Raw genomic sequence first — 18,249 nt, 5'->3', positions numbered from 1 at the left:
GAGGTGAGTCGACAGTGGCAAAGGTCCCTGCTGCACCACGGATTTCTGCAGTGCTAGACGCGATCGCGAGTTCGACGGATCCGCTGACGCTCAGTCAGATCGCTCGTTCTGCCGCGATCCCCAAGAGCACGACTCAGCAGTTGCTGCGTGAACTCGAAAGTGAGCGCTGGATCGCCCAGAGTTCGCGCGGAGGTTTTAAGATCGGCCCCCGCCTCATTGAACTCGCCGCCCTCGCCCGACGAAACCTCGGTGTGGTCCGTCGGGTCGGCTTCTCCGTCGCCGCCGACAGCGCCTACTACAGGGCAGAGAGCACCGCACTCGAAGACGCCACGCAGGAGCGAGGCGGCCGTCTGTTCGTGCGCAACGCCGCGGGAGATCTAGCCGCACAGCGCGACGATATCGGGCAGTTCGTGGACGGACGCGTGGAGGTGATCATCATCGACCCTGTCAGCTCGCACGGATTGGAGAGTGCGGCCGCGCACGCGCGGGCGGCAGGTATCCCCCTCGTCTCGGTGAACGGCCGCACGACTGGCGTGGATGCGGCAGTGACGACAGACAACGTGCAAGCAGGTCATCTCATCGCGCGCCTGATATCAGACCTCCTCGGCGGGACGGGGAGAGTGGCCGTCATCGGGGGAACTGCCATCACGGCGGTCGCTGACCGTATCGTGGGCCTCGAGAACTATCTGCGTGACATTCCCGGCGTGCGCATCGTGGGCATGGAACCGAGTCTGAACACGACCGCGTCGGGTCAGGCTTCCACGCAGAAACTCCTCGACAAGCTCGATGAGCTCCCCGATGCGATCTTCGGGATCAACGATCCCGTGAGCCAGGGCATCGAGGAGGCCCTCACCGAGCGCGGCATCCGCATTCCGATATTCGGTGTCGACGGATCATCCTGGGCTCGGGAGAACATGCTCGCGGGAGGCATGCTGCACGCTTCCGTTGCGCAGGAACCCGGCGCCATGGTCCGGACTGCGCTGGAACTCGCGGTGGACACCCGCGAAGGGAACATGCCCACGAACAGGCTGATGCAGCTCGCAACGACCGTCGTAACCCCGGAGACCGCTGAGGAGTACCGTCCGTGGTGACAGCAACAACCAACAACGGAACACTGGCATCGCAGGATCGGGTGACCGCGGCACACAAGATCGCCCGTCTCACCGACGAGATCGCCTCCAGCCAGGATGCGCGCTCGCTCACCGATCTCGCACGCACTCTGTCGTTCCCCAAGTCCACCGTCGGCGACCTCTGCAGTTCCCTCGCGGAGCAGAGCCTCCTCCAGCGCGTCGCGGACGGCCGGTACAAGCTGGGGGTGAGGTTCGTCGAGCTCATCGATGAGCTGGTCAAGGAAAAGGGCCTCGTACAGTTGCTCGCGGCTCAGGTCCGCGGCTCGATCATCCTGTCCGGGCTGACGGTCTTCCTCTCGATGGCGCACGACGATGCCGATCTCATCCTCGAAGTCATCCATGGGGCCGACCCGCTGCCGCTCACTCCTTACCCGGGCCTGCGCTCAACGTCCGACGGCGTCCGGGAGACCAACCCAGAACTTGGTGTCACCGTGGCAGAGCACGCCGATGGCATGACTGTCGTGGAGTCGCCGATATCTCGCGGGGCAGCGACAGCGCCCCCCGTGTGGGTCACGGCAATGCTTCCGCGGAACGCACCGTCGGCCTCGGTGCGCGAGGTGTCGACCGCTCTGCTGCGTCTGGCGACGACGCTCTCCGTTCACGGAGGTGCGACCTTCGGCGAGGTGGCGCAGTAACATCCGCCTGGCTCGAGGAGGATGTCCGATCAGGCAGTCAGCGTAACTGGAAGATTCTTCTCCACGGACTCGATCCATGCCTCGATGGTCTGAGTGGTTGATAGCGAATCACGGATGGACCGCTCGAGGGGCTGTCCAGTGAGAATGGCTCGACTGAGGTGCTCGATTTCGCCGGCATAGGTGTCGGTGTACAGAAACTTCTGCGACCGTGGCTCGATGCCGTCGATGTAAGGCTCGTCCCCATAGCGATGCGACATCATGTACGTGTGAGGCTCACGGCGCATGCCGCTGCCAGGGAGGCTGATCCAGCCATCCGTTCCCACCACGTCTACCTGGCTCATCGGATTCGAGTAATCGAAGGAGACGCTCAGCATCCCGGTACGTCCGTCCGGGAACGACAGCAGTGCATCAGCGGAGGTGAGGACACTCTCGCCGGGACGCGTCCAGCCGGTTCCCGTGATCGCGGTGGGTTCACAGTCGAAGACTGCACGGGCCATGTCGATGGCGTAGCAGCCGAGGTCCCACAGCACTCCTCCACCGGCGGCGGGGTCGAAGCGGATGTTGTACTCGTCATAGTGCTGTTTGAACCCGAGAGCGATGCGAGCAACTCGAGGCTCCCCCACCTGCCCCTCACGCAGTGCAGTGATAGCGGCACGCCAGCGGGGCGCGAACCTGTACATGAACGCTTCCATCACGAGACGGCCAGTGCGGTCCGCGGTATCCGCGATCCGCTGCACGTCCTCACTGGACAACGCGATGGGTTTCTCACAGAGAACGTGCTTGCCAGCCTCCAGTGCCGCAAGCGTCCACTCGACGTGCAGAGTGTTCGGCAACGGGATGTAGACCGCATCGACGTCCGGATCCTGAAGAACAGCCTCGTAGGCACCGAACGTCTTCGAGGCACCCCATCGCTGAGCCTCAGCTTCCGATACACCCGGGCGCCGGCTTGCGACGCCGACGAGACTCGCATTGGGCGCGGAAAGGATGCCGGGAATGGTCGCGTCGTTGATCCATGCTGCGCCGAGGACACCCCAGCGTACTTCTTCTCTCATGAGTCTCCTTTCCTTGAAGGTACGCCCAAGCTAGCATTTTGTTCAGTAAATCGGTTAGTTGTCCGATATTACGGACACGTCCAGTCTCCCGTGTCGATCGAGAAGTCAAAGATTGCGCTCCGACGGGGTGACGGCGGCGGTGAGACCGGTGAGGCCCGCGAGAGGGAGCCAGTGGCTGTCAACACACCGCTACTCGCTCCCTCCCGCGCGATCGCTGGGCTCTGAACCGCGCGATCGCGTGGGCTCAAGACGTCAAATGCTCAGCAGAGGAAGGTGCGGTACGAAATCCAGTGAGTATTTGGAGGCGTGAGGGCCACTGAGTATTGCGGTTCAGGGCCACTGGATATTGGGATTCGAGGCCACTGGATATTGCCGGTGAGCGCCACCCGTCGTGGCGGCGCTCACCGGCGTCGGTCAGGTCGTCATGGCGGTGTGTTCGCGCATGTTGGTGCCGCCGGTTTCGATCCAGATGGTGTTGTGGACTATGCGGTCCATGATCGCGTCGGCGTGGACGCCGCCGCCGAGGCGTTGGTGCCAGTCCTTCTTGGCGTACTGGGTGCAGAACACCGTCGATGTTGTGTCGTAGCGGCGTTCGAGGAGCTCGAGCAGCATGCCGCGGACGCTGTCATCGGGACTGTCGAGCAGCCACTCGTCGATCACCAGCAGCGTGAACGCGGCGTATTTGCGGAGCCACTTCTCCTTCCCCGCCGGCCGGTCCCGAGCTGTCGCCCAGGACTCTTCGAGGTCGGGCATGCGGACGTAGTGCGCCCGATAGCGGTGCTGACATGCCTGCTTGGCCAGCGCCGAGCCGAGGTAGGACTTCCCGGACCCGGTGAACCCTTGGAACACGACGTTCTGCTGCCGGGTGATGAACTGGCAGGTGCCCAGCTGCGAGATCACTCCCCGGTCCAGGCCGCGTTGCTCGAGCATGTCGACGCGTCGCAGGTCTGCGTTCGGATATCGCAGCCCTGCCCGCCGGATCAGCCCTTCGACCTTGGCGTGGGTGAAGGTGGCGTGGGCGTCGTCGACGGCGAGCTTGACGCGTTCTTCGAACACCATCCCGAGTGTGAGGGTGTCGTCCTGAACCTCGAACGCGTCGACCAGCGACGTCACCCCCATCTCCCGCAGCTTCCGCTTGGTCTCGGAGTCCAAGAGGCTCACCGGGTCGCTCCCGAGTAGTAGTCCGCGCCGTGAACGTATCCCGTTGGCTCCGGCTCAGCCCCGGGTGTCGACCACGCGTCGCGGTTGCCGGGATCGTCTTGCCGGGTCTCGAGGATCGGCCACAGGTGCGCGTAGCGCGGCGATCTCACCCGGGATGCGAGGGCGATGCCGGCGGCAGCTTCGACCCGCGCGGCAGAGTAGCGGCGGGTGAGTCGCAGCACTGCTAGCGCGGCATCCAGACCTTGCTCGTCGACCGGAACCGACTCGAAGATCCGGTTCACGACCGTCGTGGCGTTCTCTCCGACCCTGGCCACCCACTCGCGAACGCGGTCGGCGTCCCATTGCCGGTAGCGGGGACCGTCAGGCAGGTCACTGTCGTGGGTGCGGTACTCGTTCACCACCCCCGCGGGTGCGAAGAGATGGCTGGTCAGCCGCTCCTGCCCGGCGAAGATCTCGATCGTCGCGTCCGTCACCCGCAGATCGACAGCCCGGCCGATGTGGGCGTAGGGGACGGAGTAGAAGTTCCGCTCGAACACCACGTGCCCGTTCTTCTGAACCCGACGCCCGTAGAACCACCGGCAGATCTCGAACGCAACCGCCGGCACCGGCCGCAGCAACGGCTTCTCCTCCGCGTCGAACACGCTGAGCCGGGACCCGGCTCGTTTCTGGAAGGGTTCCGCGTTGTAAGCGGCGACGCGCTCATAGACCGCGGCCCGCAGCTCCGGCAGGCTCGCGAAGCTCCGGTCGCGGAGCGCCGCGATCACCCAGGTCGCGATGTTGCCGACGGTGTTCTCGACACTCGCCTTGTCCTTCGGCTTACGCACCCGGCCCGGCAGCACCGCCGCGGAGTAGTGCGCCGCGAGCTCCCGATACGCATCGTTGAGCACCACCTCACCCTCCGCAGGGTGAGAGATCACTCCCGTCTTGAGGTTGTCCGGGACGATCCGCGGAACGCTTCCTCCGAACCAGTCGAACAGGGCGACGTGGGCGCGCAGCCAAGTGTCCTGCCGCATGTCGAGCGTCGGCTCCACGAACGAATAGCGGGAGAACGGTAACGTGCCGACGAACAAGTAGACCCGTGTCTGGGCCCCGGTGACAGGGTCAGTCAGTGCCATCGTCTTGCCTGACCAGTCGACCTCGACCGTCTGCGCAGCCTTGTGTCCGACGCGGGACGCCGCGCCGGACACAAGGACGTGGTGCTGGTAGGACTTGCAGAACCTGTCGTAGCCCATCGCCGTCGACCCCGCCGCCCGGCAGGTGTCGACGTACTCGCCATGCAGCAGCTTCAACGTCACCCCGACACGAGCAAGCTCCCGATGCACCCCGTCCCAGTCCGGCTGCGCGTGAACACTGTCATGCTCACCCCGGCCGGGAAACAACCGCGCATACACCTCGGCTTCCTCCAGATCGGCGACGTCGTCCCAGCCCATCCCTTCCCGGTCGGCGGCGTCGATGACCGCCGCCACGCTCGTGCGCGACATGCCCTGCGCGGCGATCTGCCGCCCCGTGAACCCATCCGCGCGAAGCCTGAGCACCAGCTTCGCCTTGATCTTGCGTACCATCCGAATCACTCCTTCTGCCGCGTGATCAGCCACGCGGCAGAAGGAGCCTAGGAAGGATGGCCCTCAACCCGAATATTCGGTGGCCCTCACCGACGCGATCGCGACGATGAGCGGGTGACCCTGAACCGCAATATCAGTGGCCCTCAGAAGAGCGAATACTCAGTCGATCACCCGTGTCCTGCGTGAGCAGGGCGTGGGGATCGCTGCGCGCACCTATCGGGCATGGAAACAAGGGACCATCTCAGCGAAGACGGTCACCGACGCACTGGTCGTGGATGCGGTCCGCGACGCCGCTTGGATGACCGTCACGCTGGCTGACGGGACGACACGTCGGAAGATGACCCCGGAGGGCTTGTATGGGCGGCGAAAGATGACCGCGCTGATCCGCCGCACCCGGATCGCTGACGCATCCTGGGGCGCCGTTGACCGGTCGATGCGGCTGCTGGGCTTGTCCGGGGTGACTCGTGCGAAGGGCATCCGCACGACGATCCCCGCGAAGGACGGCATCCGCGCCGGTGACCTGCTGAACAGGGACTTCACCGCGACCGCACCGGACCGCGTCTGGGTGACCGATTTCACTTACGTCCGCACCTGGGCCGGGTGGGTGTATCTCGCGTTCATCCTCGACGTGTACTCGCAACGCATCGTGGCCTGGCACGCGCAGACCAGCAAACACGTCGATCTGGTCATGATCCCGCTGCGCATGGCGTTGTGGGAACGAGACCGGCAAGGCCACGCCATCGCTGCGAAACAGCTGATTCATCACAGCGATGCCGGGTCGCAGTACACCTCGATTCGGCTCACCGATCACCTCGCACTGGAGGAAATCGCACCATCGATCGGGTCCGTCGGCGACGCGTATGACAACGCGCTGATGGAGACGATCAATGGCGTCTACAAGGCCGAATGCATCGGCACCACCGTGTTCCACGAAGGCCCGTTCAAGACGATCGCGGACGTCGAGTTCGCGACCGGCGGATGGGTCGATTGGTACAACCACCGACGCCTCCACGGTAGCCTCGGCATGGTCAGCCCGAACGAGTTCGAGCAGGCCTACTACGCGACTCTCACCCGAGAGTCGCTCCCCGCATAGGAGCGGCAGAGAACCTGAGGCGGTTCAATCCGAAATTGCGCATCATCTGGTATTTGCCCGCCGGGTTTGTCTGGAGTAGCTGTGGACAGCGCCTCCGACACGACCGTCCAGGCTGGCAGAATTGTCGGTCCGAACACCCGGCAGTCGGCCCGTCCCTAGTCCGGGATAGCTTTGGAAGTGACACCACCTCGTCGAACATTTCTGATTCGATGGCCTCATGCCTCACGATGTCGTGAATCAGCCACCTCCCCGCGTCGACCTCGACGAGTACGCGACGAACGCCGCCCTGGTCGAAGGCGTCGAGCGGCACGACGCCGCCTGGGCCCACCATCGGCTGCATCTGACCGGACAGCGGGTGGGCGCGGCATCCTTCCAACGCGACGCGGAACGCGCGAACCGCCACGAGCCCGTCCTGCACACGCACGATCGCTACGGACATCGCGTCGACGAGGTCGAGTACGACGACGCCTACCACCGCATCATCGGCGCAGCCGTCGCCGACGGCGCGCACACCGGTGCGTACGTCGAGCCGATGCCCGGCGCGAACGTCGCGCGGGCGGCGACCTTCATGCTCTACGCGCAGATCGAACCGGGGCACGCCTGCCCCGTCTCGATGACGCACGCCGTGGTCCCGGTGCTGCAGCAGCACGACGAAAGCGAGTGGCTCCGGCGCACGTTCAGCACGACGTACGACCCCGAGCTGAGAGCCGGCAAGCACAGCGCCCTGTTCGGCATGGCGATGACCGAGAAGCAGGGCGGCTCCGACGTTCGCGCGAACACGACGACCGCAACGCCGATCGGCGACGACCGGTACGTGCTGAACGGCCACAAGTGGTTCTGCTCCGCGCCGATGTCGGACGCCTTTCTCGTGCTCGCGCAGGCGCCCGGCGGGCTGTCGTGCTTCCTGCTGCCCCGCGTCCTCGACGACGGCGCGCGTAACGGCATCCGCATCCAGCGCCTCAAGGACAAGCTCGGAAATCGCGCCAACGCGTCGAGCGAGGTCGAGTACGAGGATGCCGTCGCCACGCTGGTCGGCGAGGAGGGCCGCGGCGTGCGGACCATCATCGACATGGTCGCCCGCACACGGCTGGACTGCGTGCTCGGCTCCACCGCGGGCATGCGCCAGGCCACCGCCGAGGCCGCCTGGCACGCCAGGCACCGGGCGGCGTTCGGCCGGACGCTCATCGACCAGCCCGCGATGACGACGGTGCTCGCCGACCTGCAACTCGAGACCGAGGCCGCCACCGCCACCGCACTGCGGCTCGCCCGCGCGCACGACGACGACGCCACAGGCGAGGAGATCGCCTTCCGCCGCCTCGCCACCGCCGTCGCGAAGTACTGGATCTGCAAGCGCGGACCCGGCCACGCCTACGAAGCCCTGGAGTGCCTCGGCGGCAACGGCTACACCGAGGCCTTCCCGCTCGCCAAGCGCTATCGCGAGCAGCCCGTGATGGCAGTGTGGGAAGGATCGGGCAACGTGATCGCGCTCGATGTGCTCCGGGCGCTCGGCCGGGACGGCGACTCCCTCGCCGCCTTCGACGCCGAAGTGGCACGCGCCGCCGGCGTCGATAGGCGCCTGGACGACTGGATCGCCCACACCCGCCGGCTCGCCGGCGACGTCGCCTCCGATCCACAGCCGGATGCCGCGGCACGCCGCCTCGTCGGCGCGCTCGCCCTCGCACTGCAGGGATCGCTGCTCGTGCGTCACGCGCCGCACGCCGTCGCCGACGCCTTCTGCGCGACGCGCCTGTCGGGCGACCCGTTCGGCGGCGCCCTCTATGGGGCGCTTCCTCCGGGCGTGGATGCGGCAGCGATCGCTGCCCGCGCCTGAGCGCTCCGGCGACCTCAGCGCTCGCGCAGCGCCCGGCCCATCCGTTCCACGGCCTCGCGCAGCACCGGTCGCGGCGTCGCGAACACGAATCGGGTGAATCCGATCGCCGCCTCGCCGCACGCGGCCCCGTCGGTCATCGCAACCCCCGCGTGCTCCCGGAACCACGCGGCCAGATCACCGGTCAGACCGGTCTCCCGGAAGTCGAGCAGAGCGATGTACGTCCCCTCCGGCATCGTCACCCGAACGCCCGGCAGGTGTTCGGCGACCAGCTCGACCAGGAGGCGCCGATTGCCGTCGAGATAGTCCACGACGTCGTCCAGCCAGTCGCCGCCGGCCGTGTACGCGGCGAGGTTCGCGACCGCGCCGGTCGTCGAGGTTCCGTGACCGATCCAGCCGCCGTCGGCCTCCCACATCTCCAGCGACTCGGCGTTCGAGAAGATGATCTGCGCGCACTTGAGTCCGGCGAGGTTCCACGCCTTCGACGCGGATGCCGCCGTGACCGTGTGCGCTGCGGCCTCGGGCGACACCGACGCGTACGGGATGTGCGCGCCCGGCGCGTAGACGAGCGGAGCGTGGATCTCGTCCGAGAACACCCGCCCGCCGGCATCCGTCACCGTGTCGGCGATCCGCAGCAGCTCGTCACGCGTCGCCACGGTGCCGAGCGGGTTGTGCGGATTGCACAGTACGAGCAGCTCGCCACCGTCGGCGAACGCCGCCGCGACACCTTCGTGATCCATCACCCAGCGGCCGTCCACCTGGATGCTGGGCACCTCGATGACCCTGCGGCCATGCCGCGGCGGCACTGACAGGAACGGCATGTACGCGGGCGTGGGCACGATGATCGCCGCATCCGGTTTCGTGAAGTTCTCGATCGCGAACTCCAGCGCCACGATGACGTCGGGGATGAGGCGCACCTGGTCGGGCGTGAGGTTCCAGCCGTGGTGCTCGGCGTATCGGCGGGCCGTCGCCTCCTGGAGCGCGGTCGCGAGATGCTGCGGGAGGTATCCGGTCAGCCCGGCCTTCAGCGACTCGTCGATCGCGTCCGTGATGGCGGGCGCGACGCCGAAGTCCATCTCGGCGACGAACGCGCCGATGGTGTCCGGGAACATCGTCCACTTGACGCTGCCGGCGGCCCGCAGGTCGGCTTCCGTGATCGCGTCGAATCGGTGCGCGGTCATGCCTCCAGACGCTCCGCGACGATCCGGGCGGTGGCCTCGGGATGGATGCCGTGACCCACCGATTCGGGCACCTCGAGGTACTCGGCATCGGGCATCAGCTCCGCGAGCCGAGCGGCCGCCGAGATCAGGAACGGCATCGTCTCGACGCCGCAGAGGATCGTCACCGGCATCCGCACCTCGCGCATCGCGGACGACGGCATCGACGCGCGCTGCGTCACCAGGACGTCATAGACCGTGGATGCGCCGAGCGGCGCCGTCGCGTCGAACAGCGGCGAGGCGCGGAACTGCTCGATGGCGGCATCCGGCAGGCCGACGGCCTCCCGCTGGAAGGCGACCACCGCATCCCCTGGACGCCCCTCGTCCGCCATCGCCCGCAGGCGGTCGGCGAGATCCGCCGCCGGGTCGCCCTGTCCGAAGCGGAAGGGCGGTTCGGAGAGGAACAGGTGCGTCATCGGCACGCCCTCTCCGGCCGCGAAGTGGGCGAGGATCGCACCCGAGGAATGCCCGAGCACCGCAGCTCCGCCACCGGCCTCCGTCCCGGTCTCGGATGCCGCCGCGACCACGGCGGCGAGATCCTCGACCTCGCGTTCGGGTGCGGCCGGCGGCGTCTCACCGCTGTCGCCCCGCGCACGCCGGTCGTACGTGACCGCGCGCAGTCCCGCGTCGGCCATCGCACGCGCGACTTCGGCGGCGTCCTGCGCCCGCGAGAGCGCGCCGTTCACGATGACGATGGCCGGGCCTTCGCCGACCGAGTGGGTGGCGATCGGTGTTCCGTCTGCGGAGGTGACGATGTCCATGCCACCAGGCAACACCCGAGCGGCGTGCGGGGTCAACCGGACGCCGCTTGGACGCGCCCGGTCACACCGGTTCCGGGTGCTTCCCCGACGCCTCGGCCTCCGGGTCGGCATCCCCGAGGCTCGCGGCGTCCGTCGTCCCCTCCTTCACCGGAAGGATGATGTCCAACGGCATCGTGCCGGTGTCGAGGAGTTCGTTCTCGTCCTGCTCTGCGACGAGCTCCTTGGCCTCGGCCCTCGTCTCGACCGTCGGGAACGAGCCCATCAGCGGGCGCTTGGCGGTCTCCTTCATCGACAGCATCGCGATGCCGCCGAGAGCGGCGAAGAACATGATGTAGAACGCCGGCATGTAGGTGTTCCCGGTGAGGTCGATCAGCGCCTGGCTGAACAGCGGGGTCGTACCGCCGAACAGCGAGACCGCGAGGTTGTACGCGATCGCCATGGCACCGAACCGGGAGGCGGTGGGGAACAGCGCCGGCAGAGCGGATGCCGCGATCGCGACGTAGAACGCGACGGGGATCGCGACCATCGCGAGCGCCAGCATGACCGCCCACTCCTGACCGATCTGCATGATCGTGAACGCCGGCACCATCAGCACGATGGTCGAGACGACGGCGATGCCGTACACCGGCTTGCGCCCGATCCGGTCGGAGAGCTTTCCGATCAGCGGCAGGCACGCGCTCATCACGATGAGCACCGGCACGGTCGCCACCGCGGCCATGAGATTGGAGACGCCGACCTCGGTCTCGAGGTACGTCGGCATGTAGCTGGTCAGCGCGTAGCCGGCCGTGTTGGTCGCGGACACCAGCGCGATACCGATCAGGATCACCCGCCAGTGGTGGCGGAAGATGCCGAGGATGCCCAGGCGCCCGAGCGGATCGCTGCCGTCGGCCGCGCGACCGTCGTGCTCCTCGGCCTCGAAGGCCGGGGTCTCCGGGATGCGCAGGCGGAACCAGATCGCCACCGCGCCCAACGGGATCGCGACGAGGAACGGGATGCGCCAGCCGTAGTCGGTCATCGCGTCCGGGCCCGAGATGCCCTCCACGATCCAGGTGGTGAGGGCGACCGTCGACGCGCCGGCGGCGAAGCCGACGTACGAGCCGACGTCGAGGAACGAGGACCAGTAGCCGCGCGAACGATCGGGCGAGAACTCCGACACGTACGTCGTCGCACCGGCGTACTCGCCACCGGTCGAGAAGCCCTGCACCATCTTCAGGAAGTACAGCGGGACGATCGCCCACAGGCCGAGCAGGTCGGAGGTCGGCAGCAGACCGATCAGTCCGGTCGCGATCGCCATCATCGTCATCGTCAGGAACAGCACGCGCTGCCGGCCGATCCGATCGCCGAGCGGCCCGAGGATGAACCCGCCGAGCGGACGCACCAGGAACGAGATCGCGAATCCGAACAGGGTGAGCAGCAGGCCGAGGCCTCCGGGGGCGTCCGAGGTGAATACGACCGTCAGCGTCACGGCCAGGTAGCCGTAGATGCCGAAGTCGAACCACTCCATGAAGTTGCCGACGACGGTTCCGGATATGGCGGTTCGCAGTCTCGATTTCTTGACGACGAGGACGTCGTCGACTTCAAGTCGTCTGCGGCGCGTGATCGATTTCTTTCGGCTGGACAATGTCACTCCCCTGTGCGGATGGAACGTGTGCCGATTGAACGCGCTCAAAGCTATACGCCCCACCTTGAAGAACCCGCAGGTGACGCGGCGTTCCCCGTGATATCGCGCGTGCCACGTGCGCCCGGCACGCGCTAGCACCGCGTGAACCCGGTCGTCAACCCCACTGTCAGCGAGCACTCGGCGTGCCAGCATCGGTATCTCACAACCGAAGGAGACTCCCCATGAACATCGCTCTGGTGGTCATCATCGTCGTCGCAATCATCCTCGCGATCGTCGGAGGCCTCAGCTCCGCGCTCAACTGGCTGCTGTGGGTCGCGCTCATCGTCGGAGTCATCGCCTTGATCGCCTTCCTCTTCAGGGTGATCGGCGGACGCAACCGCGTCTGACCCGAACAGGACCAACCGGGCCCCGTCATCGACGGGGCCCGGTTTCCTCTGCGTCAGGCGACCGTGCGACGCCGCCCGTGCCCTGCGCGGCGCGGCGCAGCTCGGCCATCGGACGCGTGGTTGGCGGACTGACGCGGGAGCCGAAGACTCCGGCGTAGTCAGCGCCGGGCGGCATGGGCTAGATTGTCGACAATCTTGCTACCGAGAGGAACCCTCGAGTGCCCGACAACTCAGACGTCCGTGACCAGCTGCGGGAGGCGATCCTCCGGGGCGCCTACGCACCGCGCCAGCGCCTGATCGAAGCCGATCTCGCCGAGGAGTACGGTGCGAGCCGCTTCACGCTGCGCAACGCCCTGATCCAGCTCGCTTCCGAAGGGCTGGTCGAGCTGCAGCCCAACCGGGGGGCACGGGTCCGGGAGATCACGGTCGAAGAGGCGATCGAGATCACCGAGATCCGCCAGGCCGTCGAGAGTCTCGTCGCCGCCCGGGCCGCGGAACGGGTGAGCGACGAGCAGATCGGCTTCCTCCGGCAACTGGGCGAGGAGATGCGCTCCGCCGTGGAGCACAACGAACTCATGCGCTACTCGGAGCTCAATTCGACCCTGCACTCCAGCCTCCGCGACATCGCGGCCCACTCCGCCGCCACCCAGGTGCTCGCGCAGCTGCACGGTCAGATGGTGCGGCACCAGTTCCGGCTGTTTCTCGTGCCGGGCCGACCCAGCCTGTCACTGCCAGAGCACCTGGCGATCATCGACGGCGTCTGCACCCGCGACCCCGAGGGCGCCGCAGCGGCAATGTCGATCCACGTGGGCAGTGTCATCACCACCCTGCGGTCATTCGTGGAAGCTCCCGCTGTACGCTGAGGCACCCCGACTGCAGATTGTTATCAATCTCGCGAACATTATTGACAACGGCTCATGTGGGTGGATACGTTCAGGCAATCGAGCGGGACAGCATCCGCTCGCTTCCCCCATTGACACGACGGAGTGACATGAAAAAGGCAGGCTTCTTCGCCCTTGCGGCGATCACCGCGCTGGTTCTGACCGGATGCACCGACTCGGATGCCCCCACGAGCGGAGATTCCGGTGACGGCGACTCCGCTGGCTCGGCAGACCTGATCCCTGTCACGGTCGGGGTGATCCCGATCGCGGACACCGCGCCGATCTACGTCGGCGACGATCAGGGCTTCTTCGAGGAAGAGGGCATCGACCTCACCATCGAGACCGCGACCGGTGGCGCCGCCATCGTCCCGGCCGTCGTCTCCGGCGACTACGAGTTCGGCTTCAGCAACCAGCTTTCGCTCATGGTCGCGGCCGACCAGGGCCTCGACATCAAGATGGTCAGCGCCGCCGTCGCCACGACTGGCGACACCTCGAAGGACATGGGCGCGGTCGTCACCAAGCCCGACTCCGGCATCGCCTCGCCAGCGGATCTCGCAGGCAAGACCGTCTCAAGCAACAGCGTCGGCAACATCAACGACACCGCAGTGCGCTCCGTCGTCGACGAGGCCGGAGCCGACTCCTCGACGATCGACTTCGTCGAGGTTCCGTTCCCCGACGCGATCGCCGCCGTCGAGAACGATCAGGTGGATGCCGCGTTCGTGGTCGAGCCCTTCGTGACCGCCGCCACCGAGGCGGGTCTCGAAGTCGTCACCTACGCATACGCCGACTTCGACCCGAAGCTCGACATCGCCGCGTACTTCGCGCTGAGCAGCGTCGACGCCGACCTGCTGGAGAAGTTCCAGTCTGCGATGCAGAAGTCGCTCGAGTTCGCCGACTCCAACCCCGACGTCGTCCGCGAGATCATGGGCACGTACACCAAGACCGACCCCGCCGTACTGGCCGAGATCACTCTTCCCACGTACCCCACCGAGTTCGACCGCGCCTCCAGCGAGAAGCTCGCCGCCGCCGCCGTGGAGTACGGCGTCCTGAAGGCCGAGCCGGACTTCGACAACCTGCTGCCGTGACAGCTGTCCTCAACACTGTGAGCGAGGTGCGGCGGCTCCGCCGCCGCACCTCCTCCGGAGCCGGCGCGTGGCTGGGCGCCATCGGCGTGGTCGCCTTCCTCGGACTCTGGGAGACGGTCTCGCGACTCGGCCTGGTCGACACCCGATTCGTGCCACCCGCCAGTGAGGTCCTCGTCCGGTTCGGGCAGTACGTCATCGACAGGGCATTCTGGCGAGACGTCGGATCCACCATGCTCAGCTGGTCGCTGGGCCTGATCATCGCGGTCGCCGCGGCGACCGTGATCGGCTTCCTCATCGGGTCCAGCCGCTTTCTCGAGCGTCTGACCCACTCGACCATCGAGTTCCTGCGCCCGGTGCCGTCGGTGGCCCTCATCCCGCTGGCCGTGCTGCTGTTCGGCACGAAGATCCAGGCGGGGCTCCTCCTTATCGTGTATGCCGCGTTCTGGCAGGTGCTGATCCAGGTCATCTACGGCGCGAAGGACGTCGACCCTGTCGCGGATGCCACGGCTCGCAGCTACGGGCTCAGCAGATTCCAGCGCATCCGCCACGTCACGTGGCCGACCGCGCTGCCGTATCTCATGACCGGTGTGCGCCTTGCCGCCGCGGTCGCGCTGATCCTCGCGATCACCGCCGAGCTCATCATCGGGACTCCCGGTCTGGGCAAGCAGATCGCCGAGACGCGTGAGGGCGGAGCGATCACGAGCATGTACGCCCTGATCCTCGCGACCGGCCTCATCGGCGTCGCGATCAACCTCGTGGCGCGATTCATCGAGCGCCGCGTGCTCGCGTGGCACACCTCGGTGCGAATGGACGTGGCCGGATGAAGTTCCTCATCTCTCTCTTCTTCCTGCTGGCCCTTCCGATCGTCCTGATCCTGCTGTGGTGGATCTCCACGATCGTCAGCCCGAGCTTCTTCGTCCCGACACCGGGCGAGCTGATCACGACCTTCTTCGACACCTGGTTCGGCGAACGGTTCACCGAGGACGTGCTGCCCAGCATCGGGCGTCTGTTCCTCGGAATCGCGGGGTCGATCATCGTCGGCGTCGGACTCGGCCTGCTGATCGGATCGTTCAAACCCCTGCGCCAGTTGCTTGAGCCACTTCTCGAGTTCTTCCGCGCGATCCCGCCACCGGTGCTGCTGCCGCTGCTGATGATCATCATCGGGGTCAACTGGCGGATGCAGGTGTTCGTGATCATCTTCGGCTCCCTGTGGCCGGTGCTGCTGAACACCGTCGAAGGCGTGCGCGCCACCGACGAGGTGCAGCGCGACACGGCGCGCAGCTACGGGCTCGGCCGGATGGCGCGCCTGAGGTACCTGATCCTCCCCGCGGCGGCACCGCAGATCCTTGCGGGCATCCGCCAGTGCCTGTCGATCGCCCTGATCCTGATGGTGATCTCCGAACTCTGGTACACCTCTGCCGGCCTCGGCTTCACCATCGTCCAATTCCAGCGCAACTTCGCCATCCCCGAGATGTGGAGCGGCATCCTGCTGCTGGGCCTGATCGGTCTCGGCCTGGCGGTCCTGTTCCGCTACACCGAGCGCTACATCCTCCGCTGGTACCACGGATTGAGAGAAGTCCAACGTGAGCCCTGAAAACGCCACCACCCCCGTCCTCCTCGTCGAGGGGCTGCGTAAGATCTATCCCGCGCCGACGCCGCAGGCCGAGGCCATCGAGGCGATCCGCGATCTGACCTTCAGCATCCCGCAGGGGCAGCTGGTCTGCATCGTCGGCCCGTCCGGCGCCGGAAAGACGACGCTGCTGAAGTGCATCGCCGGTCTCCTCCCGCCCACCGCCGGTCGCCTCGAGCTCGAGGGCAAGGCCATCACCGGCCCGCCCAAGACCATGGCGGTCGTGTTCCAGGAGTACGGGCGCAGCCTCTACCCGTGGATGAGCGTGCAGGCGAACGTCGAGCTGCCCCTGAAGAGCGCCGGCGTGCCGAAGGCGGAGCGCCACCAGCGATGCAGCGAGGCCCTGGAGGCCGTCGGCCTGTCGGATGCCGCGGACAAGTACCCGTGGCAGTTGTCGGGCGGCATGCAGCAGCGGGTCGCGATCGCCCGCGCTGTCGCGTACCGGCCGCAGATCCTGCTGATGGACGAGCCCTTCGCGGCGGTCGACGCGCAGACGCGCGCCGACCTGGAGGACCTGGTCCGCAAGATCTGGAAGGAACTCGGCGTCACGGTACTGTTCGTCACGCACGACATCGACGAGTCGGTGTACCTGGGTCAGCGCGTGATCGTGCTCTCGAACCGGCCGACGGTCGTGCAGGACGACGTCACGATCGACCTGCCCGACGAGCGCGACCAGCTGACCACGCGGTCGGACCCTCGGTTCGTCGAACTGCGTCGCCACATCTACGGTGAGATCCAGCGGGCCAAGACGAACGCCGGCGGCGCGCAGCAGCCGGCGAGCGCCTGACACCCCTGCTTCAGGTCGCAGTTTCTGCCGCTACGGCATGCTCGTAACGGCAGGGACTGCGACCTGAACGTGCGTGAGAGGACCGAGATGACCGAGCGCAAGCAGCGCGAGCGACGCGAGCGCAGGCCGCTGCTCTTCGCGATCATCGCGCTGTGTCTGGTCGCGACTCTCATGCGCCCGGCGGTGACGGCGGTCGGACCGGTGATCGATCGGATCTCCGCGGACACCGGCATCCCGCTGGCCCTGCTGGGATCGCTGTCCACGATCGTGCTGATCACCTGGGCGATCGTCTCGCCCTTCGCGCACGGCTTCGGACGCCGGCTCGGGCTCGGGGGCGCCGTGCTGGCCGCAATGGGACTGCTGGCCGCGGGTACGATCGTGCGCTCCCTGCCGGGGTCCACCGCCTGGCTGTGGATCGGCACTGCGATCATCGGCATCGCCCTGGCGATCGGCAACGTGCTGCTGCCGGCCGTCATCAAGCGCGACTTCCCCCTGCGCGTGCCGATGATGATGGGCGTCTACTCGGCGATCCTCGGCGGTGCTGGTGCGGTGGCATCCGGGCTCGCGGTTCCGATCGCGAACGCGACCGGCAGCGACACCGGTACCGGCTGGCGACTGTCACTGCTGCTGACCGGAGCCGCCGTCGCCCCGCTGGCGCTTCTCGCGTGGTGGCTCGTCAGCAGGCACGAGATCAGGGCGATGCGCGCAGCGGCGCCGGTGCCGGCATCCCGCCTGGGGATCTGGCGCGACCCGGTCGCCTGGCAGGTCGCCGGATACATGGGCGTGCAGTCGACCACCTTCTACGTGCTGGTCACCTGGATCGCGACGATGTCGCTGGACACCGGGCGCAGCGATACTCTCGCCGGCATCGACGTCATGGTCTACCAGGTCTTCTCGCTGGTCGGCTCCCTCACGGTCGCCCTCGCGATGCGCGGTCGCGGCGCGCGTCTGACCCCCGCGGCGCTCCCCCTGCTCGGCATCGCCGGCATCGCGGGTCTCATGCTCTGGCCGGATGCCATCGGATTCTGGGTCGTGCCGCTCGGCGTGTTCTCCGGCATGTCGCTCGGCGTCTCGCTCACGCTGATGGCCGAGCGCGCCCGCGATCACGGAGCGTCCTCCGCGCTGTCGGGGATGTCGCAGGCCGTCGGCTACGCGATCGCAGCGGTGGGGCCCGCACTGTTCGGCGCAGTGCATGCGATCACCGGCAGCTGGACGCTCGCGCTCACCATCCTCCTCGTCACGATGACACTGCAGGGATGGATCGGCGTGTACGCCGCGCGCGACCGGTTCGTGCTCGACGGCCGGTGAGCAGGCCGGTCGGCCCTTCGACAGGCTCAGGGACCGACAGGCTCAGGGACCGACAGGCTCAGCGACAGACGCCAGGCCGGTCGCTGAGCCTGTCGAAGCGTCCGGGGACCAG

At 67.1% G+C, this 18,249-nt stretch carries 16 protein-coding genes and 1 pseudogene; 11 read left to right on the top strand and 6 right to left on the bottom strand.

Features of this window, described 5'->3' with window-relative positions:
- Positions 1-50 precede the first annotated feature (50 nt).
- Together MAE01_RS04270 and MAE01_RS04265 are read left to right on the top strand one after the other, a co-directional pair.
- Positions 51-1,091, top strand: coding sequence for a substrate-binding domain-containing protein (locus MAE01_RS04270; RefSeq protein ID WP_186806115.1), 1,041 nt, complete (start codon positions 51-53; stop codon positions 1,089-1,091).
- The gene (locus tag MAE01_RS04265) at positions 1,085-1,765 is read left to right on the top strand and encodes an IclR family transcriptional regulator (RefSeq protein WP_147038310.1); all 681 of its coding nucleotides are present in this window, start codon (positions 1,085-1,087) and stop codon (positions 1,763-1,765) included. The genes MAE01_RS04270 and MAE01_RS04265 overlap by 7 nt, the downstream gene beginning before the upstream one ends.
- Positions 1,766-1,794: 29 nt before the next feature.
- On the opposite strand, the gene MAE01_RS04260 is transcribed toward MAE01_RS04265, so the two are convergent.
- From MAE01_RS04260 to istA, 3 genes are all read right to left on the bottom strand, one after another.
- On the bottom strand, positions 1,795-2,817 hold the full coding sequence (locus tag MAE01_RS04260) for a Gfo/Idh/MocA family protein (RefSeq protein WP_147038309.1): 1,023 nt from the start codon (positions 2,815-2,817) through the stop codon (positions 1,795-1,797).
- Positions 2,818-3,231: 414 nt separating this feature from the next.
- Positions 3,232-3,978 carry an ATP-binding protein gene (locus MAE01_RS04255; RefSeq protein ID WP_147038308.1) on the bottom strand — a complete coding sequence of 249 codons (747 nt, stop codon included), beginning with the start codon at positions 3,976-3,978 and terminating at the stop codon, positions 3,232-3,234.
- Positions 3,975-5,540 carry an IS21 family transposase gene (gene istA / locus MAE01_RS04250; protein WP_147038307.1) on the bottom strand — a complete coding sequence of 522 codons (1,566 nt, stop codon included), beginning with the start codon at positions 5,538-5,540 and terminating at the stop codon, positions 3,975-3,977. Before istA ends, MAE01_RS04255 begins: the two co-directional genes overlap by 4 nt.
- A gap of 160 nt (positions 5,541-5,700) precedes the next feature.
- On the opposite strand from istA, the pseudogene MAE01_RS04245 reads away from it, so the two are divergent.
- Together MAE01_RS04245 and MAE01_RS04240 are read left to right on the top strand one after the other, a co-directional pair.
- Positions 5,701-6,633: pseudogene (locus MAE01_RS04245) on the top strand (IS3 family transposase); the annotation flags it as partial.
- A gap of 217 nt (positions 6,634-6,850) precedes the next feature.
- Positions 6,851-8,464, top strand: coding sequence for an acyl-CoA dehydrogenase family protein (locus MAE01_RS04240; protein WP_147038306.1), 1,614 nt, complete (start codon positions 6,851-6,853; stop codon positions 8,462-8,464).
- A 14-nt stretch (positions 8,465-8,478) separates the two neighbouring features.
- On the opposite strand, the gene MAE01_RS04235 is transcribed toward MAE01_RS04240, so the two are convergent.
- The 3 genes from MAE01_RS04235 to MAE01_RS04225 all read right to left on the bottom strand — a co-directional run bounded on the left by MAE01_RS04235 (position 8,479) and on the right by MAE01_RS04225 (position 12,060).
- The gene (locus MAE01_RS04235; RefSeq protein ID WP_147038305.1) at positions 8,479-9,642 is read right to left on the bottom strand and encodes a MalY/PatB family protein; all 1,164 of its coding nucleotides are present in this window, start codon (positions 9,640-9,642) and stop codon (positions 8,479-8,481) included.
- Positions 9,639-10,439: an alpha/beta fold hydrolase gene (locus tag MAE01_RS04230; protein ID WP_147038304.1), complete on the bottom strand. Its 801-nt coding sequence runs from the start codon at positions 10,437-10,439 to the stop codon at positions 9,639-9,641. The genes MAE01_RS04235 and MAE01_RS04230 overlap by 4 nt, the downstream gene beginning before the upstream one ends.
- Positions 10,440-10,500: 61 nt before the next feature.
- Positions 10,501-12,060, bottom strand: a complete 1,560-nt coding sequence (locus tag MAE01_RS04225; RefSeq protein ID WP_229718106.1) for an MFS transporter — start codon at positions 12,058-12,060, stop codon at positions 10,501-10,503.
- Positions 12,061-12,281: 221 nt separating this feature from the next.
- On the opposite strand from MAE01_RS04225, the gene MAE01_RS15885 reads away from it, so the two are divergent.
- The 7 genes from MAE01_RS15885 to MAE01_RS04195 all read left to right on the top strand — a co-directional run bounded on the left by MAE01_RS15885 (position 12,282) and on the right by MAE01_RS04195 (position 18,137).
- Entirely contained in the window at positions 12,282-12,446 is a 165-nt protein-coding gene (locus tag MAE01_RS15885; RefSeq protein WP_186806114.1) for a hypothetical protein, read from the top strand.
- Positions 12,447-12,664: 218 nt separating this feature from the next.
- On the top strand, positions 12,665-13,309 hold the full coding sequence (locus MAE01_RS04220; protein ID WP_147038302.1) for a GntR family transcriptional regulator: 645 nt from the start codon (positions 12,665-12,667) through the stop codon (positions 13,307-13,309).
- A 128-nt stretch (positions 13,310-13,437) separates the two neighbouring features.
- Positions 13,438-14,412 (top strand): ABC transporter substrate-binding protein, encoded by a 975-nt coding sequence (locus MAE01_RS04215; RefSeq protein ID WP_147038301.1) that lies wholly within the window; start codon positions 13,438-13,440, stop codon positions 14,410-14,412.
- Positions 14,409-15,236 carry an ABC transporter permease gene (locus MAE01_RS04210; protein ID WP_147038300.1) on the top strand — a complete coding sequence of 276 codons (828 nt, stop codon included), beginning with the start codon at positions 14,409-14,411 and terminating at the stop codon, positions 15,234-15,236. Before MAE01_RS04215 ends, MAE01_RS04210 begins: the two co-directional genes overlap by 4 nt.
- Positions 15,233-16,006: an ABC transporter permease gene (locus tag MAE01_RS04205; RefSeq protein WP_147038299.1), complete on the top strand. Its 774-nt coding sequence runs from the start codon at positions 15,233-15,235 to the stop codon at positions 16,004-16,006. Before MAE01_RS04210 ends, MAE01_RS04205 begins: the two co-directional genes overlap by 4 nt.
- Positions 15,996-16,829: an ABC transporter ATP-binding protein gene (locus tag MAE01_RS04200; RefSeq protein ID WP_147038298.1), complete on the top strand. Its 834-nt coding sequence runs from the start codon at positions 15,996-15,998 to the stop codon at positions 16,827-16,829. The genes MAE01_RS04205 and MAE01_RS04200 overlap by 11 nt, the downstream gene beginning before the upstream one ends.
- Before the next feature lie 87 nt (positions 16,830-16,916).
- Positions 16,917-18,137, top strand: coding sequence for an MFS transporter (locus MAE01_RS04195; RefSeq protein ID WP_229718107.1), 1,221 nt, complete (start codon positions 16,917-16,919; stop codon positions 18,135-18,137).
- Positions 18,138-18,249: the final 112 nt, after the last annotated feature.

Source organism: Microbacterium aerolatum (assembly GCF_007988825.1).
GTDB classification, from domain to species: domain Bacteria; phylum Actinomycetota; class Actinomycetes; order Actinomycetales; family Microbacteriaceae; genus Microbacterium; species Microbacterium aerolatum.
This window is presented reverse-complemented; position numbering and strand designations above follow the sequence as displayed.